The 23624-nt window shown below is 62.6% G+C and carries 21 protein-coding genes; 4 read left to right on the plus strand and 17 right to left on the minus strand.

The genetic code is table 11. From position 1 onward, the window contains the following. Positions 1–16: 16 nt before the first annotated feature. The 7 genes from AB4N80_RS20940 to AB4N80_RS20970 form a co-directional block, all read right to left on the minus strand. Positions 17–970 carry a peptidylprolyl isomerase gene (locus AB4N80_RS20940; protein ID WP_460078603.1) on the minus strand — a complete coding sequence of 318 codons (954 nt, stop codon included), beginning with the start codon at positions 968–970 and terminating at the stop codon, positions 17–19. A gap of 10 nt (positions 971–980) precedes the next feature. After that, positions 981–1661 carry a respiratory nitrate reductase subunit gamma gene (narI, locus tag AB4N80_RS20945; RefSeq protein ID WP_122566502.1) on the minus strand — a complete coding sequence of 227 codons (681 nt, stop codon included), beginning with the start codon at positions 1659–1661 and terminating at the stop codon, positions 981–983. Beyond that, positions 1654–2409 (minus strand): nitrate reductase molybdenum cofactor assembly chaperone, encoded by a 756-nt coding sequence (narJ, locus tag AB4N80_RS20950; RefSeq protein WP_122566501.1) that lies wholly within the window; start codon positions 2407–2409, stop codon positions 1654–1656. Before narJ ends, narI begins: the two co-directional genes overlap by 8 nt. Before the next feature lie 2 nt (positions 2410–2411). Beyond that, a complete protein-coding gene (gene narH / locus AB4N80_RS20955) occupies positions 2412–3950 on the minus strand; it encodes a nitrate reductase subunit beta (RefSeq protein ID WP_122566500.1) in 1539 nt (512 codons plus the stop codon). 1 nt (position 3951) lies between these two features. After that, on the minus strand, positions 3952–7725 hold the full coding sequence (locus tag AB4N80_RS20960) for a nitrate reductase subunit alpha (RefSeq protein WP_122566499.1): 3774 nt from the start codon (positions 7723–7725) through the stop codon (positions 3952–3954). Positions 7726–7790: 65 nt separating this feature from the next. Beyond that, positions 7791–9188 carry a NarK family nitrate/nitrite MFS transporter gene (locus AB4N80_RS20965; protein ID WP_305470833.1) on the minus strand — a complete coding sequence of 466 codons (1398 nt, stop codon included), beginning with the start codon at positions 9186–9188 and terminating at the stop codon, positions 7791–7793. Beyond that, entirely contained in the window at positions 9166–10467 is a 1302-nt protein-coding gene (locus AB4N80_RS20970; protein ID WP_436278785.1) for an MFS transporter, read from the minus strand. The genes AB4N80_RS20965 and AB4N80_RS20970 overlap by 23 nt, the downstream gene beginning before the upstream one ends. A gap of 308 nt (positions 10468–10775) precedes the next feature. Here AB4N80_RS20970 and AB4N80_RS20975 point away from each other — a divergent pair, with 308 nt between their 5' ends. From AB4N80_RS20975 to AB4N80_RS20985, 3 genes are all read left to right on the plus strand, one after another. Next, positions 10776–12575 (plus strand): HAMP domain-containing protein, encoded by a 1800-nt coding sequence (locus tag AB4N80_RS20975; protein ID WP_460078609.1) that lies wholly within the window; start codon positions 10776–10778, stop codon positions 12573–12575. Further along, positions 12572–13219, plus strand: a complete 648-nt coding sequence (narL, locus tag AB4N80_RS20980) for a two-component system response regulator NarL (RefSeq protein ID WP_003202460.1) — start codon at positions 12572–12574, stop codon at positions 13217–13219. Before AB4N80_RS20975 ends, narL begins: the two co-directional genes overlap by 4 nt. A 275-nt stretch (positions 13220–13494) precedes the next feature. Next, positions 13495–14172, plus strand: a complete 678-nt coding sequence (locus AB4N80_RS20985; RefSeq protein WP_122566494.1) for a Crp/Fnr family transcriptional regulator — start codon at positions 13495–13497, stop codon at positions 14170–14172. Between the two features lie 493 nt (positions 14173–14665). Here the strand turns inward: AB4N80_RS20985 and AB4N80_RS20990 are convergent, their stop codons facing one another. From AB4N80_RS20990 to norR, 9 genes are all read right to left on the minus strand, one after another. Continuing rightward, positions 14666–14830, minus strand: a complete 165-nt coding sequence (locus tag AB4N80_RS20990) for a hypothetical protein (protein WP_163006746.1) — start codon at positions 14828–14830, stop codon at positions 14666–14668. Positions 14831–14961: 131 nt separating this feature from the next. Then, a complete protein-coding gene (locus AB4N80_RS20995) occupies positions 14962–15327 on the minus strand; it encodes a putative zinc-binding protein (RefSeq protein WP_122566493.1) in 366 nt (121 codons plus the stop codon). After that, positions 15327–15797 (minus strand): ubiquinone anaerobic biosynthesis accessory factor UbiT, encoded by a 471-nt coding sequence (gene ubiT / locus AB4N80_RS21000; RefSeq protein ID WP_354339166.1) that lies wholly within the window; start codon positions 15795–15797, stop codon positions 15327–15329. The genes AB4N80_RS20995 and ubiT overlap by 1 nt, the downstream gene beginning before the upstream one ends. Beyond that, positions 15791–16681, minus strand: coding sequence for a U32 family peptidase (locus AB4N80_RS21005; protein ID WP_305492269.1), 891 nt, complete (start codon positions 16679–16681; stop codon positions 15791–15793). The genes ubiT and AB4N80_RS21005 overlap by 7 nt, the downstream gene beginning before the upstream one ends. A gap of 10 nt (positions 16682–16691) precedes the next feature. After that, positions 16692–17687, minus strand: a complete 996-nt coding sequence (gene ubiU, locus AB4N80_RS21010) for a ubiquinone anaerobic biosynthesis protein UbiU (protein WP_460078615.1) — start codon at positions 17685–17687, stop codon at positions 16692–16694. Between the two features lie 81 nt (positions 17688–17768). Next, positions 17769–19004, minus strand: coding sequence for a molybdopterin molybdotransferase MoeA (locus AB4N80_RS21015; RefSeq protein ID WP_460078618.1), 1236 nt, complete (start codon positions 19002–19004; stop codon positions 17769–17771). Further along, a complete protein-coding gene (gene moaB / locus AB4N80_RS21020) occupies positions 19001–19555 on the minus strand; it encodes a molybdenum cofactor biosynthesis protein B (protein WP_018613453.1) in 555 nt (184 codons plus the stop codon). Before moaB ends, AB4N80_RS21015 begins: the two co-directional genes overlap by 4 nt. Before the next feature lie 221 nt (positions 19556–19776). After that, complete coding sequence (gene pdxH, locus AB4N80_RS21025) at positions 19777–20424, minus strand: pyridoxamine 5'-phosphate oxidase (protein WP_460078622.1); 648 nt, start codon at positions 20422–20424, stop codon at positions 19777–19779. 206 nt (positions 20425–20630) lie between these two features. After that, positions 20631–22163 (minus strand): nitric oxide reductase transcriptional regulator NorR, encoded by a 1533-nt coding sequence (norR, locus tag AB4N80_RS21030; protein WP_305481461.1) that lies wholly within the window; start codon positions 22161–22163, stop codon positions 20631–20633. A gap of 162 nt (positions 22164–22325) precedes the next feature. On the opposite strand from norR, the gene ytfE reads away from it, so the two are divergent. Further along, a complete protein-coding gene (ytfE, locus tag AB4N80_RS21035; protein WP_122566485.1) occupies positions 22326–23000 on the plus strand; it encodes an iron-sulfur cluster repair protein YtfE in 675 nt (224 codons plus the stop codon). 178 nt (positions 23001–23178) lie between these two features. On the opposite strand, the gene AB4N80_RS21040 is transcribed toward ytfE, so the two are convergent. Then, positions 23179–23616 (minus strand): hypothetical protein, encoded by a 438-nt coding sequence (locus AB4N80_RS21040; protein WP_305471196.1) that lies wholly within the window; start codon positions 23614–23616, stop codon positions 23179–23181. Positions 23617–23624 lie beyond the last annotated feature (8 nt).

Below are 23624 nucleotides of genomic sequence, written 5' to 3' on the forward strand. Positions count from 1 at the left end.
CCGATTGAGCCCGTGCTCACTGCACCAGCGGCGAGTCGGCGCCCTGAAGGTGAATGCCGCGAATATCCGCTGCACCGATCAAGGTTTGCAGGTACTGCACCAGCGCCTTTTGCCAAACGCCCTGCTGCAACTGAGTGCGAATCGCTGTCGCTACGGCGTCATAAGGCAACGACTGGCCATCGATGCGCTGGTCGATGCTGATCACGTGCCAGCCGTAGCGGCTTTCCAGCGGTTTGCTGGCCAGACCCGCTGGCAGGGTGAACAGTTGGCGCTCCAGTTCGGGCACGGTCTGGCCCTTGCTGATCTGCCCCAGCGAACCGCCCTGCTCCTTCGACGGGCAGGCCGAATACTTCAGCGCCAGTTCGGCGAAGCTGCCCGGGAACTGATCCAACCGCTCCAGCAGCAGCTCGGCCTGCACATGGGCCAGGCTGCGCGCCTCGACATCGTCCGGCGCGCATTCGAGCAGGATGTGCCGCACCGCCAACAACGGCGCACTGTGAAAGCGCGCCCGGTTGCTTTCGTAGTAACGCAGGCAGGTGGCCTCGTCGCACTGCGGCACCTGCACCTCACGTTCAAGCAACAGCCGCGTGGCCGCTTCCTCTTCGTTTTCTCCGGCACCGACCTGCAATGCCAGGCCCAGCTCGGCGATACGCTGCTGGAGCAATTCGCGAATCACCAGGGCCCGAGCGGCCTGGTAGACCGCATCCTCGCGACTGTCAGCCGGGTGATATTGCAGCTCCTGGGCCATCGCCTGCGGGGTGATCGACACCCCGTTGACGCTGATGATCGGCCACTCCTGCTCACTGCTGGCAATCAACTCTGGCGCTTCATCTTCCACCACCGGCCCGGCCTGGGCCGGCTCGAACTGCACGGTCCCAACGGGCTCCACATCGACCACCGGCGGCACTTTTGCCGAGGAACCGCAACCACCGCCCCCGCTACCACCGCCACATCCGCATCCACTCGCCATGATTTTCTCCTCAGAACTTCTGCCGAACGATTTGATAACGACGCCCCAGGTACCAGACCGGCGCACTGACGATGTGAACCAGACGGGTGAACGGGAACAACACGAACAAGGTCAGGCCCAGCACCACGTGGAGCTTGTAGACCAGGCCCACCGGCGCTATCGCGGTAGCAGCTTCCACCGGACGCAACAGCACGGTGTTCTGGGCCCAGTCGGCGAGCATCACCATCACCGAGCCATCCATATGGGCGGTGGAGGCGACGATGGTCATCAGCCCCAACAGCAGTTGCACCAGCAACACCACCAGCACGAGGATGTCCGAGGCATTGGAGGTGGCGCGCACCCGTGGGTCGGTCAGACGACGGTTGAGCAGCATCATCAGGCCGATCAGGCCGAGCACGCCAAAGAAGCCCCCGGAAACCATCGCCAGCAGCTGCTTGTTCTCGGTGCTCAGCACATGGTGGTAGATCGCCGACGGTGTCAGCAGGCCAACGAAGTGACCTGCCAGCACAAACAGCACGCCAACGTGGAACAGGTTGCTGGCCACGCGCATGCCGCGCTTGTTCAGCATCTGGCTCGAACCGGCCTTCCAGGTGTACTGGGACAGGTCAAACCGTGCCCAGCTGCCGAGCAGGCAAATCGCCAAAGCGACATAGGGGTAGACCCCGAACAACAACAGATCCCATTTAGACATTGCCCACCTCCCCGGCTGGCGCTGCGGCCCGCCCTTCATGCTGAAAATCCACCCAGTGCAACGGCACCGCACTTTCGTCCCGCGCCTTGCCAGGCGCGCTGGGCAGTGAACTGCAACGGTCCTGCTGTTCGGCCTTCATGAAATCCACCGCCTCTTCTTCCCAGATCTTGTCCAGGGCTTCGAGGGAGTCGTCCCGTGGCTCGGCCTTCACTTGCTCACGCAACTCGGCCACCGCCACCTGGGGTTCGGCCCCGGCGATTTGCAACAAGGCCCGGAAGCAACTGGCGTAGACGCTTTCGCGTTCGTCCAGGCGCGCCGCGAGCAAGGCCAGCAGGTGCGCCACATCCGCCAGGCCCTCGCGGGCCTCGAGGTCTTCGCGGGTGGAGAGAAACTCCAGGTACAGCGGGATGTAGTCAGGCAACTCTTTGACGCCGATGGCGAAACCGGCCTCTTCGTATTGCGCCATCATGTCCACCATGGCCTGGCCCCGGTCGCGGGACTCGCCGTGGACATGTTCGAACAGCAGCAGCGACAGGGAGCGGCCACGACCGAACAGCGCGCCGTAGTGCTCCTGGCCGTCCATCAGGTCAGTGCCGCAGATCACCTCGAGCAATTGAAACAGGCCGGCGCGCTGCTGGGGACTGATTTCCCGCGCTTGTGCAATGGCCTGTTCCAGCTCGTCGCGACCGGCCACCAGGGTCTCGGTCGGATAATCGAGCAGCAACGAAATCACCTTGAGAATGCGCATGTTCATTCCTCCCACAACTGCACGGTTTTGATCACGTCGCGGCGGTTGGCTTTCTTGCCGCCGAACATGTTGGTGTCGGAGCTGCCGCTGCAGCCGCTGCCGAAGCTGAAACCACAACCGGAGCGTTCGGCGAACGCATCGCTCATGGCGTCTTCACGGTGGGCGCTCGGTACGACGAAGCGGTCTTCGTAGTTGGCGATGGCCAGGTAGCGGTACATCTCTTCCACCTGGTTCACGCTCAGGCCGACGTCGGCCAGCACTTGCAAGTCCTGCACGCCGTCCACTTGTTCGGAACGCTTGTAGGCGCGCATCGCCAGCAGGCGCTTGAGCGCAAGCTTGACCGGTTTCTCATCGCCGGCGGTGAGCATGTTCGCCAGGTAACGCAGCGGAATGCGCAGGCTGTCGACGTCCGGGATCACCCCGTTCATGCCCACGGTGCCGGCCGCGGCGGCGTTCTGGATTGGCGACAGTGGCGGCACATACCAGACCATCGGCAAGGTGCGGTATTCCGGGTGCAGCGGCAGTGCGAGTTTCCAGTCCACGGCCATTTTGTAGACCGGCGAGCGTTGCGCCGAATCGATCACCGACTGCGGCACGCCATCGGCCAGGGCCTGGCGAATCACCGCCGGGTCGTTCGGGTCGAGGAAGATCTCCAGTTGTTTCTCGTACAGGTCCTGCTCGTTGGCGGTGCTGGCCACTTCGCTGATGCGGTCGGCGTCATACAACAGCACACCGAGGTAACGAATCCGTCCGACGCAGGTTTCAGCGCAAACGGTCGGCATGCCGGCTTCGATGCGCGGGTAACAGAAAATGCATTTTTCCGACTTGCCGCTCTTCCAGTTGAAATAGATCTTCTTGTACGGGCAGCCACTGATGCACATGCGCCAGCCGCGGCACTTCTCCTGATCGATCAGGACGATGCCGTCCTCTTCGCGCTTGTAGATCGCGCCGCTCGGGCAGGACGCCGCGCACGCTGGGTTCAGGCAGTGCTCGCACAGGCGCGGCAGGTACATCATGAAGGTGTTTTCGTACTCGCCGTAGATGTCCGCCTGGATCTTGTCGAAGTTCTTGTCCTTGCGCCGTTTGGCAAATTCGGTACCGAGGATCTCCTCCCAGTTCGGGCCCCATTCGATTTTCTGCATGCGCTTGCCCGACACCAGCGAACGTGGCCGTGCGGTGGGCTGATGTTCGCCCAGCGGCGCGGTGTGCAGGTGCTGGTAGTCGAAGTCGAACGGTTCGTAGTAATCGTCCAGGCTCGGCAGGTCCGGGTTGGCGAAGATGTTCGCCAGCACGCGGAACTTGCCGCCAATGCGCGGGTTGATCGAACCGTCGGCGTTGCGGATCCAGCCGCCCTTCCACTTGTCCTGGTTTTCCCATTCCTTGGGATAGCCGATGCCCGGCTTGGATTCGACGTTGTTGAACCAGGCGTATTCCATGCCTTCACGGCTGGTCCAGACGTTTTTGCAGGTAATCGAGCAAGTGTGGCAGCCGATGCATTTGTCCAGGTTCAGGACCATGCCGATTTGTGAGCGAATCTTCATCTCAGTTCTCCTCGATATCAGTCGGCAGTGGACGCGGCAGATCATCGCCACTGGAACCATCGAGCCAATCGACTTTGGACATCTTGCGCACCACGACAAACTCGTCGCGGTTGCAACCGACCGTGCCGTAATAGTTGAAGCCATAGGCCTGTTGGGCGTAGCCACCGATCATGTGGGTGGGCTTGAGCACCACGCGGGTCACCGAGTTGTGGTGGCCGCCCCGGGTCTTGGTGGTTTCCGAACCGGGCACGTTCACAATGCGTTCCTGGGCGTGGTACATCATCACCATGCCTTCCTTGACCCGCTGGCTGACCACCGCCCGGGCGGTCAATGCGCCGTTGACGTTGAAGCACTCGATCCAGTCGTTGTCCTCGATACCGGCGCGCTTGGCGTCGATTTCCGAGAGCCAGACAATCGGTCCGCCACGGCTCAAGGTCAGCATCAGCAGGTTGTCGCTGTAGGTGCTGTGGATGCCCCACTTCTGGTGCGGGGTGATCCAGTTCAGGACGATCTCGGTCTCGCCGTTGCTGCGCTTGCCTTTCACGCCGGCGATGGTGCGGGTGTTGACCGGTGGCCGGTAGCTCATCAACTGCTCGCCGAACGCCTGCATCCATGGGTGATCCTGGTAGAACTGCTGGCGACCGGTGATGGTGCGCCATGGGATCGACTCATGGACGTTGGTGTAGCCGGCGTTGTAGCTCACATGATCGTCTTCCAAGCCAGACCAGGTCGGGCTGGAAATGATCTTGCGCGGCTGGGCCTGGATGTCACGGAAGCGAATCGCCTCGTGCTCCTTCGAGACGGCCAGGTGGCTGTGGTCGATACCGGTGAATTCCGACAGCGCCGCCCAGGCTTTCACCGCGACATGGCCGTTGGTTTCCGGGGCCAGGGACAGGATCACTTCGGCAGCGTCGATGGCGCTGTCGATTTTTGGTCGTCCTTGGCTGATGCCCGCTTCGACTTCCTTGTGGTTCAGCTCACCGAGGAATTTCACTTCGGTGTCGGTGTTCCAGTTGATGCCCTTGCCGCCGTTGCCGAGTTTTTCCAGCATCGGGCCCAGGGAGGTGAACTGCTTGTAGATGTTCGGGTAGTCACGCTCCACCACCTGCAGGTTCGGCGCGTTCTTGCCCGGTACCGGCGCCACGCCGGCGCTTTTCCAATCGGTGCCGCCAAAGGGTTGGGCCAGTTCGCCAACGCTGTCGTGCATCAACGGTACGGTGACCAGGTCTTTCTCTACGCCCAGGTGGCCGACCGACATGGCGGAAAACGCCTTGGCGATACCCTTGTAGATTTCCCAGTCCGAACGCGATTCCCAGGCCGGATCGATAGCGGCCGACAGTGGGTGAATGAACGGGTGCATGTCCGAGGTGTTCATGTCGTCTTTTTCGTACCAGGTGGCGGTCGGCAAGACGATGTCGGAATACACGCAGGTCGAGGACATGCGGAAGTCCAGGGTGGTCACCAAGTCGAGCTTGCCAATGGCGCCCTCGTCGACCCATTCGGCTTCGGTGGGCTTGCACTCGCTGCTATGGCCGATGTCTTCGTTCATCACGCCGTTCTTGGTGCCCAACAGGTACTTGAGCATGTACTCGTGGCCCTTGCCCGAGGAACCCAGCAGGTTGGAACGCCAGATGAACATGTTGCGCGGAAAGTTCACCGGGCTGTCCGGTTGCTCGCAGGCAAAGCGCAGGGAACCGTCCTGCAGCGACTTGACCACGTAGTCCTTGGGGTCCAGGCCCGCGGCGGCGGCATCGCGACAGATGTGCAGCGGGTTGGTGTTGAGCTGCGGCGCGCTGGGCAACCAGCCGGCCCGTTCGGCGCGGATGTTGTAGTCCAGGGCGTGCTCGGGGAACTGCGACTTGTCGGCCAGGGGCGAGAGCACATCGTGCATGCTCATCTTCTCGTGGCGCCATTGCGAACTGTGGCCGTAGAAGAAGCTCGTACCGTTCATCTGCCGTGGCGGACGGTTCCAGTCCAGACCGAAGGCCAGGGGCAGCCAGCCGCATTGCGGACGGAGTTTTTCCTGGCCGACATAGTGGGCCCAGCCGCCACCGGTCTGGCCGACGCAACCGCAGAGCATGAGCATGTTGATCAGCCCGCGGTAGTTCATGTCCATGTGGTACCAGTGGTTCATTGCCGCACCGACGATGATCATCGAGCGTCCTCGGGTCTTGTCGGCGTTGTCGGCAAACTCGCGGGCGATCTGGATCGCCTTCTCGCGGCTCACGCCAGTGATCTGCTCCTGCCAGGCCGGGGTACCGGGCACCGAGGCGTCGTCATAGTCCTTGGCAACGTTGGCGCCGCCCAGGCCACGGTCAATGGCCAGGTTGGCCGCCGACAGGTCAAACACGGTGGCGACTTTCGCCACGCTGCCATCGGCCAGCACCACGCTGTGCACCGGCACCCGGCGGAACTGCACCGCATCACCGGCCACGTGCTGGAAGTACTCCTGGGCTTCACCGGCAAAATACGGGAACGCCACCTCGGCGACGTCGCCGCCGATGAGGCTCAGTTTGAGGTCGATCTCACGCCCCTCACCGCCTTCACGGGGCAGGATGTTCCACTTGCCCTTCTCGCCCCAGCGATAGCCGATGGAGCCTTGGGGTGAAACCAATTCACCGCTGGCATCCAGGGCAATGGTTTTCCACTCCGGGTTGTTTTCCTGGCCGAGGTTGTCGGTCAGGTCGCTGGCCCGCAGGAAACGGTCCGGCTGGAAACCCGCGCCCGGCGCCGCGCCGAGCATCGGCTTGAGCATCACCAGCACTGGCAAGTCGGTGTAGCGCTTGGCGTATTCGGTGAAATAGGCGCTGGGCTTGTCCAGGTGGAATTCTTTGAAGATCACATGGTTGAAGGCCTGGGCCAGCGCGGCGTCAGTGCCCTGCTTGGGGTTGAGCCACAGGTCGGTGAGCTTGGCGACTTCCGAATAGTCCGGGGTGATCGCCACGGTCTTGGTGCCCTTGTAGCGCACCTCCGTGAAGAAGTGGGCGTCAGGGGTACGGGTCTGCGGGACGTTGGAGCCCCAGGCAATGATGTAGTTGGAGTTGTACCAGTCGGCCGATTCCGGCACGTCGGTCTGCTCGCCCCAGACCATCGGCGAAGCGGGCGGCAAGTCGCAATACCAGTCGTAGAAGCTCAGGCACACGCCACCAATCAGTGACAGGTAACGCGAGCCGGCGGCATAGCTGACCATCGACATGGCCGGGATCGGCGAGAAGCCGACCACCCGGTCCGGGCCGTGTTCCTTGACGGTGTAGACGTTGGCGGCGGCGATGATCTCGTTGACTTCTTCCCAGTTGGAACGGATGAAACCACCCATGCCGCGCTTGCTCTTGTACGAGTCAGCCTTGGCCTTGTTCTCGACGATGCTGGCCCAGGCCTCAACAGGCGGCAGGGTCTGCCGGGCTTCGCGCCACAGTTTGAGCAAGGGCTTGCGGATCTTCGGGTACTTGAGCCGGTTGGCGCTGTAGATGTACCAGCTGTAGCTCGCACCGCGGGGGCAGCCGCGGGGCTCGTGGTTCGGCAGATCGTTGCGGGTGCGCGGATAGTCGGTCTGCTGGGTTTCCCAAGTGATCAGGCCGTTCTTGACGTAGATTTTCCACGAGCACGAACCGGTGCAGTTCACCCCATGGGTGGAGCGCACGATCTTGTCGTACTGCCAGCGCGAACGGTAGACGTTCTCCCAGTCGCGGGACTCCTTGCGGGTCTCGCCGTGGCCGTCTGAAAACTCGCCTTGCTTGCGGTTGAAGAACCGCAGTTGATCCAATAAATGACTCACAGTGTCTTCCTCTCAGGCTTGCTCCGCGGGGTCTTCGCCCCGCCCACGCAATAGTTGGATTCGTCTTAGCAGGGTGTCGCCGCGCCTTTGCGGGCGTACCACCACCAGGTCACCACGATGCAGCTCAGGTAGAAGCCGACGAACATGTAGAAGGCCATCTCCGGGCCGCCGGTCAGGGCCATCGAAGTGCCAAATGATTTGGGAATGAAGAACGCCCCGAAGGCGCCCATGGCCGAGCTGAAACCCAGCACCGCGGCCGATTCCTTGCCGGCGTTCTTGAGCGCTTGCTCACGCACCTCGGGCTTTTTGCCCAGGGCGGCTTTTTCATGCAGGGTGCGGAAGATCACCGGGATCATGCGGAAGGTCGAACCGTTGCCCACGCCAGTGGTGATGAACAGCAACATGAACATGCCCAGGAAACCGTAGAAGCTGCCGCCCTCGCCGCCCTTAGGCAGAAAGTGCAGGACACCGAACACCATCACGATCATCAGCACGAAGTTCCACAAGGTGACTTTCGCGCCGCCGAGCTTGTCCGCCAGCCAGCCGCCCAGCGGCCGTACCAGCGCGCCCACCAGCGGGCCGAGGAAAGCGAATTTCAGGGCGATGACTTCTGGGAACGAGGTTTTGATCAGCAGTGGGAACGCGGCGGAGAAACCGATGAACGAGCCGAAGGTCGCCAGGTACAACCAGCACATCAGCCAGTTGTGCTTGCGCTTGAAGATCACCGCCTGTTCGCTGAACGACGCCCGGGCACTGGACAGGTCGTTCATGCCGAACCAGGCAATCAGGGTCACGGCGAGGATGAACGGCACCCAGATGAACCCGGCGTTCTGCAACCACAGCGAGCTGCCATCGGCCAGCACTTGGGGTTGGCCGCCCATGAAACCGAACACACCGAAGGAAATCACCAAAGGCACGCTGAACTGCATCACCGACACGCCCAGGTTGCCCAAGCCGGCGTTCAGGCCCAGGGCAGTGCCCTGCTGGGATTTGGGGTAGAAGAAGCTGATGTTGGACATGCTCGAGGCGAAGTTGCCACCACCAAAGCCGCAGAGCAGCGCGATCAGCACGAACACGCTGTAGGGCGTGCTTGGATCCTGCACCGCGAAGCCCATCCACAGCGCTGGCGCCAGCAATGACGCGGTGCTCAGGGCGGTCCAACGGCGGCCACCGAAGATCGGCACCATGAACGAATAGAAGATGCGCAAGGTCGCGCCGGACAACCCCGGCAACGCCGCCAGCCAGAACAGTTGGTCAGTGGTGAAACTGAAGCCGATGGCGTTCAGGCGCACGATCACCGTGCTCCAGACCATCCACACCGCGAAGGCCAAGAGCAGCGCCGGGATCGAGATCCACAGGTTGCGTCGGGCGGTCAGTTTGCCGCTCTTGCCCCAGAACGCGGGGTCTTCCGGGCGCCAGTCATGAATGACCGGGCCCTTTTCAGGCGTTTGCAGAACGGACATGTTCTTCTCCTTGGGCAATGCTGGAAAACGGGGATTGGCTGGCCGGCGGCTGTTTACCCAGCAGCGGGCGCTTGCGCATTTCGCTGAAGTACATCCAGGTCAGGGAGACCCAGACCACGCCGTACATCAACATGAAGCAGGACGAGCGCACACCGGTGAGGTCCACCAGGGCGCCGAACATGATGGGCAGCACGAACCCGCCCAGGCCGCCGGCCAGACCGACGATGCCGGACACCGCGCCCATGTTTTTCGGGTAGTCGTTGGCGATGTACTTGAAAACCGAGGCCTTGCCGAACGCGAAGGCGATACCCATCACGAACAGCAGCACGGTGAACAGCGTGGCGTTGAGGCCGATGTGGAAATCGACGATGCCGTTGACGGTCTGCACTTGCAGCTGGGTCTGGGGATAGGACAGCAGGAACAGGCAGATCCAGCTGACCCACAACACCCACCAGGTCACGCTCTGGGCGCCCCAACGGTCGGACATCCAGCCACCGACGGCCCGCAGCACGCCACCGGGCAAGGAGAAACACGCCGCCAGCAGCGCCGCGCTTTGCAGGCTGAAGCCGTATTCCTGCACGTAGTACTTGGTCATCCACAAGGCCAGGGCCACGTAGCCGCCGAACACGATCGAGTAGTACTGGCAGTAACGCCACACGGCCGGCTCTTTCAGGGTTTTCAATTGCTCGCGCAACGTGGCACCGCCGGTGCCGCTGTGTTCCTTTTTCTCGCTGGTGAGAAACCAGAACAGCAGCGCGGTGATGAACAGGATGGCGCTGAACACCTTCGGCACCAGGTGCCAGGAGCCGAATGCGATCAGGGCCGGAGCGAGGAACTTGGTCACCGCCGCCCCCGCGTTGCCAGCGCCGAAGACGCCCATGGCAAAACCCTGGTTCTGCTTATCGAACCATTTGGCGACGTAGGCAATGCCCACCGAGAACGAACCACCGGCCAGGCCGACGAACAGCCCCAGCACCAGGAATTGCCAGAAGGCCGTGGCGAGGGTGATCAGGTACAGCGGCAATACGCAGGCGAGCATCAGCAGGAAGAACACGATCCGTCCGCCAAAGCGGTCGGTCAGAAGGCCCAGGGGCAGACGCACCAGCGAGCCGGTCAATACCGGCGTGGCGGCCAGCAGGCCGAACTGGGTTTCGTTGAGGGCCAGCAGTTCCTTGATCGGAACGCCCAGCACGGCAAACATCATCCAGACCATGAAGCACACGGTGAAGGCCAGGGTACTCATCCCGAGTACCAGCCCTTGTTGCACTTGTGCTCGCATCACGAGGCACTCCGTCAGTTCGATGAGCGCAGCCTAGTGATACGAACCCTGCGAAAACTTGACCTGGGTCAACGTGCGCCGGGGCGGTACAGGCCTATGCTTGGCCCGTCTACCTCTAAGGAGGTAGGCCTGGATATCGATGAAACCCTTTGTTTTTCAATATCTTGATCAAGTTGACCGAGGCTTTTATGGAAACGGAACGGTCAGCAACTCTTTAGAGGTAGTGCGCCCAGGATCGGCTCCTACACCCTCAGGTCCAGGGCGCCCCCTATGCTCGGTTCACCGTTTTGCCTCCCAGGCCCCCGGCGATGATGGGTTGGCTGCGCAGTTCCCTGCCCGCTCGCGCCGGGCTGGCGGTGATCCTGATCGCCATCCTGGCCCTGGCCAGTTCCTTGAGCGCCGGTTTGATCGCCTGGTTCAGCCAGGGCGACGCCGCCGCCATCAACACCGCCGGCTCCGTGCGCATGGAGACCTACCACCTGAGCTGGAAACTGGCGGCGGGAGCCAACGACGACCTCCCGGCGATCATCGACAGCCTGCAACAACGCCTCGACAGCCCCGCCCTGCGCGCCGTGCTGGAAGACGGGCCGGAAACCTCCCTGCACAAGAGCTATCGCGACCTCATGCAGCGCTGGAACCAGACCTTGCGTCCGGCCATCGAGCGCGGCGATTCGACGTTTTTCCAAAGCAGCGCCCCTTCTTTCGTTGAGCAACTGGACCAGTTCGTCACCCTGCTGCAACGCCAGAGCGAACACAAACAAGGCTGGCAACAGACGATCCAGGGCATGGCGCTGTTCAGCACCATGATCATCCTGCTGATCGGCCTGTATGAACTGCAGTACGGCGTGATCACGCCCTTGCAGGAACTGGTGGACGCCACCCAGCGCTTTCGTCGTGGCGAATTCCAGGTGCGGGTCAACCATCAGTCCGAGGATGAGCTGGGCCAGTTGGCGACCAGTTTCAACACCATGGCCGAGACCATCGAGCAATCCCACCGCACCTTGGAAAACCAGGTCCAGCAAAAGACCCTGAACCTGCAACAGGCCAACGCCGCCCTCGAATTGCTGTACCAGAGCAGTCGCAGCCTGGCGACACGCCAAGCCAATGCCGAAGGCCTGGATGAGCTGATCCGGCGCTTCCAGCAGCGCTTGCCGGGGTTGCGCCTGACGCTGTGCCTGCAAGGGCAATTGCAGGCCCCGGCCAGGCACCTGCTGGCCCTGCATGGCGCCGCCAGCCGCCAGGTCTGCGCCAGCAGCGATTGCGCCAGTTGCCACCGGCAGAACGCCGCCCGCCCGCAGGCCTTCAGCATCAGCAACCAGGGCACCGAACTGGGTGAGCTCAAGGCACATTTCGTCGATGGTCACGCGGCGCAACCCTGGGAAACCGCGTTGATCCAGGCCCTGGCCAACCTGATCGGCACGTCGCTGTCCCTCAAGCGCCAACGCGAACAGGACCATCGCCTGCTGCTGCTCGATGAACGCACGATCATTGCCCGTGAGCTGCACGACTCCCTGGCCCAGGCCTTGTCGTACATGAAGCTGCAAGTCAGCCGCATGCAGGCCCTGATGCGCCGGGGTGAACCGGTGCAAACCCTGGAGACCGTCACCGGCGAGCTGCGCGAGGGGCTGAACAACGCCTATCGCCAACTGCGTGAACTGCTCACCACCTTCCGCCTGCAGATCCACGACGACGGCCTGGTGGAGGAACTCAAGGACACCGCCGAGGAGTTCTCCAACCGAGGGGATTTCCAGGTGCACCTGTTCATCGACACCCTGGCCTTCGAGCTGTCAGCCAGCGAGCAGATCCACATCCTGCAGATCACCCGCGAGGCCCTGTCCAACTGCCTGCGCCATGCTCATGCACAAAACGCCTGGCTCGAACTGCGCCAGGAAGGCGAGACCGTACGGCTGTCGATCGAAGACGATGGCCGGGGCTTCAGTGGCGAGGTCGACCAGCGCGAACACCATGGCCTGAACATCATGAACGAGCGGGCCCGCAGCCTGCACGGTCAACTGCAGATTCACTCCCGTACACCCCAGGGCACCCGTATCCAGGTGCATTTCCAACCGGAATTCCTGGGCCAACCCACCGAAGGCCTCGCAACATGAACGCCCCCCTGCGCCACACCCTGCTACTGGTCGACGATCACCCGATGATGCGTCGCGGGATCCGCCAGATGCTTGAGCTCGAAGACGATTTGCAGATCGTTGGCGAAGCCAGCCACGGCGAAGAAGCCCTGACCCTGATCGAACCGCTCAAGCCCGACCTGGTGTTGCTGGACAACAACATGCCGCAGATGAACGGCATCGAGACCCTGCGTCGCCTGCGCGCCATGCACTACACCGGCAAGGTGCTGCTGTTCACCGTGTCCGATGCCGAGGACGACATCCGCGACGCCCTGCGCCTGGACGCCAACGGTTACCTGCTCAAGGACATGGAGCCGGAGCTGCTGATCCAGTACATCCGCGACGCCCTCAACGGCGCCCTGGTGATCAGCCCCGGCCTGACCCGCGTCATGGCCCAGGCCCTGCGCTCGCCACCGCGCCAGGCCGATGTGGAACTGACCGAGCGCGAGCGCCAGGTGCTCAAGACCATCGCCGGCGGCTACAGCAACAAGGTCATCGGCCACAAGCTGGGCATCACCGAAGGTACGGTCAAGGTGCATGTGAAGAACCTGCTGCACAAGCTCGGCTTGCGTTCACGGGTCGAGGCGGCGGTGTGGGCGATGGAGCATTTGCGTGGGGCCGGTTAGCCCAGCAAAACACACGCCCTGTGGGAGCAAAACATACGCCCTGTGGGAGCAAAGCTTGCTCGCGATGGCGGTAGTTCAGCTTGCGAAAATGTTGAATGTGCCGCCGCTATCGCGAGCAAGCTTTGCTCCCACAGGGAATTGGCAGCAGATCTGGATTTCGTTCCCCACAGGGTTTTGCCTTGATCGAGAGGCCCATCCCTCTTCCGAGGTAGGCCAGCCGAGGCATAGGCCGACGGTGACTTGGGCTCTACCATGACGGCACCCGGAGGTACGCCATGCTGACCCACCCTTCCATCGTTTTACTGTTGCGTCGTCATCACCTGTTCAGCCAATTGCCGGAGCGGGAATTTGAAGACGTCTGCAACCTGGCCGTCCTCAAGCGCCTGGGTTGCAATAGCACGCTCATGCACCAAGGCGATCCGGCCAAGCGGTTTTTCTTGCTGGTCAGTGGCCAGATCAAACTGTTCCGGGTCACCGGCGAGGGCCAGGAGAACCTGGTGGAAATCATCCAGCCCGGCCAGACCTTCGCCGAGGCCCTGCTGTTCAGCCAGGCCCGTTGCTACCCGGTCAGTGCGTCGGCGATCAAGGACAGTGTGCTAGTGAGTATCGAGGGTACGCATTATCGCAAGGCGCTGGAGGACCAGCCTAAGGTCTGCCTGGCGATCCTGGCGAGCATGAGCATTCATCTGCATCAGCGGCTCAAGGATATCGATAACTTGACCTTGGCCAGTGCCAGTCGGCGGGTGATCAATTTCCTGTTGCAGGAGCGGGATCCGCGGGATGGTCAGGTGGTGTTGCAGGTGTCCAAGCGGCTGGTGGCTTCCAAGCTGGGGATTCAGCCGGAGACGTTTTCGCGGATTCTTCATCGGTTGGTGGATGGGGGGTTGATTGCCATGGAGCGGCGGCAGATTCGTATCTTGTCCGAGGATGGGTTGGAGGGGTATCAGCAGTAGGTTTCTTTGGTGTGAATATCCATTCCTTCGGTTACGGCTGCTTATGGTTCCGCCCTTACGGCGGGTCACTTTTGAAGAGCCCGGAAGCCGGCCCAGTCAAAAGTAACCAAAACGCTTCTGCCCCACCACTCGGCACCTCGCCTAGGCTCGGTGTGCCCGAGATCAACGTCCATCGCGAGGCGGCCTTATAGCCGACCTGGTTCTGGATGAGACCGAGTTTCCCCTGTGGGGTGAGTGTGGGAGCGAGCTTGCTCGCGATTGCGGTGGTTCAACCAACGGAGATGTTGAATGTGCCGACCTCTTCGCGAGCAAGCCCCCCACAAGGATACTGCGGCGTACATAAGTTTTGTGCCTGCTGAAAATCCAGTGTGGGAGCGGGCTTGCTCGCGAAAGCGGTATCACAATCGACGCGGATGCTGAATGCGCTGGCCTCTTCGCGAGCAAGCCCGCTCCCACAGGAGGAACGCGATCCCACCAAGAGCCAGGTCGGCTATCAGGCCGCCTCGCGATGGACGTTGATCTCGGGCGCCCCGTTAACCACGCTGGCCGAACGCAGGCATTGCGCAGTGGGCATCCCGGCATGGATGCCGGGATAGCCGCGCTGGGCCATGGATGGCCCTTCGCGGCGGCCCACGGAGCAATGCCGGAGTGAGGGCACACCGAGCCTAGGCGAGGTGCCGAGTGGTGGGGCAGAAGCGTTTTGGTTACTTTTGCGCTCTTCAAAAGTGACCCGCCGTCAGGGCGGAACCATAAGCCGCCGTTACCGAAGAAATGGATATTCACCCACCCCTAACCCACATCAACCAACGCAACCACCCGCGAAAACACCAACTCCATATCGCGCTCACCGCAATCCACCCCAAACCGCTTGCGCAAACCCAGCTGGTTCAGAATCACATGCACATCCGCCACCAAATCATGCTGCCGCAAACACGCCTGGACACACTGCAACGGACACCCATCCAACGCAATGATCCGCCGCCCCGACCGCGCCTTGTCAACCAGCGGCGGCACACCCCCACCCACCCCGACAATGCAAGACATCTCAGCCAGGCCCGCACGATCCAGCCGCAACGCAACGGTATTGGCCAGTTGCGCCACATTGGAACAACCGGAACACGAATACACCAGAGGCAACACACTCGGGGCTTTCATCAGACCGTCGCCAACCCCTTGCCTGCCCGCTCCAGATTGCGCCACAACCAAACGGGCAATACCTCCGGATCAAGACTGTCGATCAAATTCTTCAACGCCAACCCCAACTCAGTATCCCCCTCAATCACCAACCGCCGACGAAAAAACAACGTATCCGGGTCTTCCTGACGACTGGCCAACAACAGAAACTCACGCCAGTTACCGCTGATGGTGACCTGAGCCTCAGCGCGCTCGACGATGCGCAATCCATCCCGTGCCAGGGTCAGGTACCAGCACAACTTCAGGTCAGGCACGCGCAGGCACAACCAACGCCCACGCAGCACCTCGAACCCGCCATCGCGCAACGGCTCGGCCAGGCAGCGATTGAGCGCCTGCTGCAACGTCAGCCGCTGCACCACGAACGGCACCTTGCCCACCAGCGGCAGCAAACGGTCGGCACCTTTGAGCAGCCATTTCTTCGGACTCAACACAGGCCCGCCTCCTCTACCTTCAACATGCCGGCATGACCGTGCCAGTAACCATTGCAACCCTCCACGAACAGCGGCGGTGCCTCGCCCTGGCGAACCTTGTCAAAGGCCGTGACCACCTCGGTCATGCCCTGGGCCCGCGGGCTCAGGCGCAGTACGTCGGCGCCGCAAGCCAGCAGCGCGTTGTAATCGGCCAGCAGATTCGTCACCTCGCCGGACATCGTCTGGATGCCGTTGAGGGTGAACAACTGTTGGCCTTCCTGACTGCTCAACGCCAGGCCGTCGGGGTAGTTGATGCAACAGAACTGGCAGTCGTCCTTGGGTCGGTTTTCGGCTCGGGCGGTAAAGCAGCGCGCCGAGTACGCCAAGGGCAGATGACCATAGGAAAAAATCTCCACTTCGGGCACCTTGCGGCCCATCTCCCGAACCTGCTCCAGCACATCACCGATCAACGCCGCCGAACATTCCACCGGTGGCACCCAGCGGATCATGCCGCTATCGAGCAATTGCCCCAGGGCATGGCCGTTGTACAGGTTCAGCGCCGGACCGCCGACAAAGGGCAGCTTGCGTTCGGCGAGGAACTGCACCGCGCCCATGTCGTTGGCTTCCACCAACAATTGACCGTTGTCACACAGGCGTCGCAGGGAAGACAGCTCCGAGGCCGCTTCGATCAGCGTCAGGCTCGACAACACAATCTGTGCCTGGCTGCACGCTTGCAGCTCGCGCGCCAACCCCAACCACTGATCCAGGGAGAACGCCCGGCGTTTCGAGCACACGGTTTCTCCCAGGTAAATCACGTCCAGCGGCAAGGCCGACATCTCGGCGTAGAAATTCCCCAGTTGCGCTTTGTCCCAGTAAAACAGGACCGGTCCCAGGCTGAGCTTCATCTGGCCTCCTTCATTGCCATGATCGATGGTAGGCACCCAGGGTGGTCTGGCTGCCTTCGGACAAACCGGCCAGCACCTGGCGCCATTCTTCCCGCACCCGGAACCGTTGCGGCGCGGCCTGATGGGCGTCCAGCGCGGCGCGCCAGACCCGGGTCACTTGTTCAACGTAGGCCGGGCTGCGTTGGCGGCCTTCGATCTTCACCGCTTCGACGCCGATGGCCGTCAGTTCCGGCAGCAGGTCGAGGGTGTCGAGGCTGGTGGGCTCTTCCAGCGCATGGAAGCGCTTGCCGCCCACCAGGAAGCGGCCTTTGCACAGGGTCGGATAACCGGCCGGCTCTTCGGGGGTGTAGCGGTCGATCAGCACCTCGCTCAGGCGTGCACTGAGGCCTTGGGCGTCCTCGCTCCAGCGTACGGCCTTGGCGGGCGAGCAGACGCCGCACAGGTTCGGCGACTCGCCGGTGATGTAGGAAGACAAGTGGCAACGGCCCTCGGCCATGATGCACAGGCTGCCGAAGCCGAAGACTTCGATCGGCACCGGGCTGCCCGCCGCCACCTGCCGCACCTGGGCCAGGGACAGTACGCGTGGCAGCACGGCGCGGCGGATGTCATAGCGCTCTGCATAAAAAGCCAGGGCCGCCGCGTGGGTGGCCGAGCCTTGTACCGACAGGTGCAGCGCCAGTTGTGGATGGCGCTGGCGGGCGTAGCTGAGCACGCCGGGGTCGGCGGCAATCAGGGCATCCACGCCGAAATCGGCGGCACGGTCCACGGCCCGTTGCCAGCGCTCCCAGCCCTTGGGTTGCGGGTAAGTATTGACCGCCACGTACAGTTTGCGTTGGTGCTGGCGGATATGCGCGACAGCCGCGTCGAACTGTTTGTCGTCCATGTTCAGCCCGGCGAAATGCCGGGCATTGGTGTCATCGCGAAAGCCGACATAGACGGCATCGGCGCCTTGGCGCACCGCCGCTTTGAGGGCAGGCAGATTCCCTGCCGGGCAAACCAGTTGCATGGGGCATCCTCGTGAGGAAACTAAGGGCGCCGCCAGTCTAGCCAGCCCTCGGCCAGCGACCTTGACGGCAATCAATTGCCGTCAATGCATCAGGTCGGAGAATGGCAGGTACAGCACCTTGTCGTGCTTGTGCAGTTGCGCCTCACACTCCACCACCGCCAGCCCATCGGCCCAGCACGCGGCCGTCAGCATTGCCGAACTTTGCTGCGGGTGCAGCTCCACGCACAGGTGACCGTTGGCATCCGCAACCAATCTGGCGCGCAGGTACTGTCGACGTCGGTTGCGCTTGAGCCAGTCGAACCCGGCCGGGAGTTGCAACGGCACCGGCAGGACCTTGTCCATGCCCTGGGCCCGGAACAGGAACGGCCGCACGACGATCAGCGCCGTAATCAACGCCGCCGACGGATTACCCGGCAGCCCGATCCAAGGTTTTCCCGCCACATCGCCAAAGGCCAGGGGCTTGCCCGGCTGGATCGCCAGGCGCCAGAGGTCGATGCTGCCCAGGGCTTCGATGGCTTGCTTGAGGTGGTCCTCTTCGCCCACCGAGACACCGCCCGATGAGATCAGCACATCACATTCGGCCGCGGCCAGGCGCAACGCTTGTCGACTGGCCGATAACTGGTCGGGCATGACCCCGAAGTCATGCACCTCAACACCCCAGCCACGCAACAGCGCGGCGAGGCTATGGCGATTGCTGTTGTAGATCTGCCCTGGCGCCAGTGGCTCGCCCGGTTCGCGCAGCTCATTGCCGCTGCTGAGCAAGCCCACTTGCAAGGGGCGATAGACGTCCACCTGAGGGACGCCGGCACCGGCGAGCAAACCCAGTTCCTGGGCGCGCAGACGCGTGCCCGCTTCGAGCAGCCGATCACCTCGACGCAGCTCTTCGCCTTCCTTGCGAACATGGTCACCGCTGTTGACCGATGGCAGCCAAACTCGCTCGCCGTCGACCTGGCAGCTTTCCTGTGGCACCACCGTGTCGGCCCCCGGAGGCAGCGGCGCGCCGGTAAAAATCCGCACGACCTGCCCGGCCTGCAACGGTTCGCCCGGCCCGTCACCGGCGGCGATGCGCCCGACCAACGCCAGGTAGCCGCCATCAACCGGCAGGTCAGCGGCCCGCAGGGCATAGCCGTCCATCGCGCTGTTGTCCCAGGCCGGCAGGTTCATCGGGCACACGATATCGGAGGCCAACACCCGCGCCAGGGCTTGATCAAGGCCGACTCGTTGCACGGGCGGTGGCGGCGGTGCCTGGTCGAGCAGATGCCGGATCGCTTCATCCACCGGCATCAGCACGCCGCTGTCGCATACCCGGCCGCTCACGAGCGCGTCTCGCACGCCGTCGGGGCGATGCCGTCCTGGGGCTTGAGATGCGGGGTGAAATTGCACGGGCCGGTGCGGCTGTCCAATTGCCCCGCCAGGATCTGCTCCCAACCGGTCCGACAAGCGCCCGGCGAACCCGGCAAGCAGCACACCAGCACGCCATTGCTCATGCCCGCCAAAGCGCGGGATTGCAGGGTGGACATGCCGATCTCAGCCAGCGACACCTGGCGGAACAATTCGCCGAAACCGTCCACCTGTTTGTCCAGCAACGGCGCCACCGCTTGGGGCGTGTTGTCGCGCGGGGTAAAACCGGTGCCGCCGGTCATCAGCACCACCTGCACCTTGGGGTCGGCGATCCATTGGGAGACCTGGGCACGGATCTGGTAGATATCGTCCTTCACCAGCCCACGGTCGATGAGCACGTGCCCAGCGGTTTGCAGCAGATCCGCCAGGGTCTGGCCCGAGGTGTCGGTGTCGAAGGTTCGAGTATCGCTAATGGTAAGGACCGCGATGTTCAGCGGTTGAAAGAGGCGTTGCGTCAGATGGGCCATGATCAGCCGTCCTGTCAGAAAAGATGGCCCAGCCTGAACCGCAATCGTTGCCCGGCCTATTCCTCCTTGGAGGTACCTCCCTTGGCACCCCATGCAAGAACGATCCTATTCCCGTAGGAGCTGCCGAGCGTAGCGAGGCTGCGATCTTTCCAGGGCCACTTGAGTCTCAAGCGAAAGATCAAAAGATCGCAGCCTTCGGCAGCTCCTACAAAGGCATCCATTCAGGGTGCCAGGCGACTACGTTGCCAGGAGCCGTCTTGCAGACGGTAGTCGAGCCGATCGTGCAAACGGTCGGCGCGGCCCTGCCAGAACTCCAGGCGTTCGGGCCGCAGGCAATAGCCGCCCCAATGGTCGGGACGCCGCACGGGCTGATCGGCGAAGCGTTGTTCAGTCTGCGCCAGCAAGATTTCCAGCGCGGCCCGATCCGCCAGAGGGCGACTTTGTGGCGACGCCCAGGCACCCAGGCGACTGCCTACGGAACGGGACTCGAAGTAGGCATCCGACAGCGCTGGATCGAGTTTGTGGACCGGCCCTTCGATGCGCACTTGCCGCTCCAGCCCCGGCCAGAAAAATGTCATGGCCGCCCTGGGATTGGCCGCCAGATCCTGGCCCTTGGCACTGTCGTAGTTGCCGAAAAACGAAAAACCCTGGGCGTCGAAGCCCTTGAGCAACAAGATCCGACAATGAGGCCGACCCTGTTCGTCCATCGTCGCCAGGGCCATGGCGTTGGCTTCCACGGGTGGACTTTCGGTGTCGCGGGCCTGTTGCATCCAGAGCGTGAACAAAGCCATGGGATCGTCGGGTGCCTGGGCTTCATCCAGTCCATTGAGGGTGTACTGGCGGCGCATTTTGGCTAGGGAAAGGGGCATGAGGGTGATCTCCACAATGGGTTTGGGCCAGTGTGGAGTCGGCCGGGTTGCCGGGCCTTGATCGTCGTCAATGCCGGTTCTTGTGGTGAATTGAAGGGCGCTATCGCGAGCAAGCTCGCTCCCACAGGGGACTTGTGAACACAGCAGATCACCTGTGGGAGCGAGCTTGCTCGCGATGAAGGCAACGCGGTCTAACAGATCAACGGCTACTTAAGCCCCAACCGCCGCGCCAGCTTATGCAAGTTGCTCGGATCCACCTCCAACAACCGCGCCGCCCCCGCCCAGTTCTGCCCGCAACGCTCCAGGGCGTTGAGGATCGCCTGTCGCTGACAACCATCGACGGCTTCGCTCAACGGCTGGATCGGTGCATCGAGCGCCTCCGGGGGCGCCTCCAGCAACGCATGGGCCGTGGCGGTGTTAGCGTTGACGTCCAGGTCCAGCACCTGCGGCTCCAGGGTCATGATCAGGCTGCGACTGGCACCGCGGCTCAGTTGCTTTAACGCCGCGCGACTGATCACGTGCTCCAGCTCCCGTACATTGCCGGGCCAACTGTACGCCAACAACGCCTGTTCGGCCGCCGGTGACAGGCGCAAGCCGCGCAAGCCCAGGCGTGTGCGGTTCAGTTCGAGAAAGTGTCCGGCCAGCATCAACACATCGTGGCCACGCTCACGCAGCGGCGGGATCGGCACCGGGTAGACCGAAAGCCGGTGGTACAGGTCGGCGCGAAACAGCCCGTCGCGAATGCTGTCGGGCAAGTGCCGGTTGGTGGCGGCGATGATCCGCACATCGACGTGCAACGGCTTGTCCGCCCCCAAGCGCTGGATCTCACCGTTCTGCAGGGTGCGCAGCAACTTGGCCTGCACACTCAACGGCAACTCACCGACCTCATCGAGAAACAGCGTGCCGCCATTGGCCGCATCGAAACGCCCGGCGCGGTCGGTGGTCGCCCCGGAGAACGCACCTTTGACGTGGCCGAACAACTCGCTTTCGGCCAGGGACTCGGGCAATGCTGCGCAGTTGACCTGGACCAGCGGCTTGTGACCGCGCCGGGACAAGCGATGCAGGCGGCGGGCGAACAGCTCCTTGCCCACACCGGTTTCCCCCAGCAATAGCACCGGCAATTCGGAGTCGGCCAGCACATCCAGCTCGTTGAGCAATTGCTGCAAACCTTCGCTGCGCCCAAGGATCTCGCCCTCCTCGGCTGGCAAGCGCAGGTCGGTCTGGTCGCTGCGCGATGCCCGCAGGCTACGGTTTTCCTGTTCAAGTCGAGTGACCCTCACCGCCGCCTCGATCTGCAGCGTGCAGCGCTTGAGTTCCTCCCGGGCGCGGCTGTCGAAGGTGCCGGCGTGCAACGCATCCAGGGTGATCGCACCCCAGAGCCGGCCTTCCACGTACAGGCTCACGCCCATGCAGTCATGCACCGGCAGGGGTTCACCGACGTGGTTGTCGAGCAAGCCGTCATAAGGATCCGGCAAACGACTGTCCGGTTCGAACCAGGTGGGTTCGCGCGAGGCCATGATCGCCGCCAGGCGCGGGTGCTGGGCAATCACGAAGCGTCGTCCCAGCGCCTCGTGGACCAGACCCACTGTGGCCACGGGCCTGAGGCTGTCGTCGTCCAGACGCAGCAACCCCACGGCGCCACTGTTGAAGTATTCGCGCAGGGTCTGCACCAGGCGCTGCAATCGCACCGCATTGGGCAGCTCGACGATCAGGTCGGCGGCCAGGCTTTCACGCAGCATGGTAGTGATGACCCTCCAGGGTTCGTTTGACCCTTCACAGTCAGGGTGACAATCACCCTGTAAAAAATTTAAGGCTTAGTTTTCAGTCAGTTACATTTGGCACGCCGGCTGCAAAGAGAGTGCTCATCTGTCCCTCCCCGGGATTCAACCCAAGGAAGCATGATGAGCCTCGACCTGCTGGAACAAAGCCTGGGCCAACTGGCCTGCGACATTCCCGGTGCGACCCGCACCTTCCATCATTACAACCTCGACTTCTGCTGCGGTGGGCAAAAATCCTTGCGCGAAGCCGCGCTGGGCAAAGGCCTCAACCCGCTGCTGATCGCCGATGCCCTCAGCACCTTGCAAGCCGCCGGGGAACTGGGCCATGACTGGCGCGACGAGCCCCAGGCGCTGTTGATCGCCCACATCCTGGAACGCTACCACGCGCGCCACCGCGAACAACTGCCGGAATTGATCCGCCTGGCCCGGCGCGTCGAACAGGTCCATGGTGCCCGGGCCAGTTGCCCCAACGGCCTGGCCGATCACTTGCAGGACATGTATCAGGAACTCGAAGGCCACATGCTCAAGGAAGAACAGGTGCTGTTCCCGATGCTGCAGCAGGGCCTGGGCGAACGGGCCTCGGCGCCGATCCAGGTCCTGCGCTATGAACACGACCAGCACGGTGAAGCCCTGGAAACCATGCTCGCCCTGACCGACCAGATCACCCCGCCCTCCGACGCCTGCAACACCTGGCGCGCCCTGTACCGCGGGCTGGTGGAGTTTCGCGACGACCTGATGCAGCACATCCACCTGGAAAACAATGTGTTGTTCGTCAATGCGATGAAGCCCGCTCGCTGACCATCAAGCACTGCATACCCCTTGTGGGAGCGAGCTTGCTCGCGATAGCGGTGGATCAGAAAACTCAATACTGACTGATCCGACGCCATCGCGAGCAAGCTCGCTCCCACAGGGGATTGGTGGTGTCCAGCCTGTTTTGCAACCCCCATGAATCAAGTGCTGGCTTTCACCCTCTTGCTCAAAACTGCCAATAGAACATGGCCTTCGCCAACACCACGATCAGTACCATGTGCCCCAGGATACTGCGCCGCAGCCAGCAGGCGCGGCTGGGTGTCAGGCAGCCGCGCTTGAGCCAGTACGCCAGCCACACATAGTGCCCGACGATGCTCAGCGCCAGCAGGATCTTCAGGCTCAGCAGCAGGCCGAAGCTGTTGCTCAACGGCTGGCTCAATGCGCCGCGATGTTGCCAGGCCAGGGCCAGGCCGGCGCCGTACAACACCAGCACCACGCCATGCAGTACATGCCGCGAGCGCTGGGCAATCGCCTGATCAGCGCCTTCCCTGACGATCTGCGTCAAAGGCCGGCGGGCGGCATGCCAGATGAACACCTCAAAAAACAGCGTGCCAATGAAGGCGATCGCCGCCAACAGGTGCGTGACCAGCAAGACCCCGTACATCATCGATC

The sequence above is a fragment of the Pseudomonas sp. H3_A02 genome, assembly GCF_054671965.1.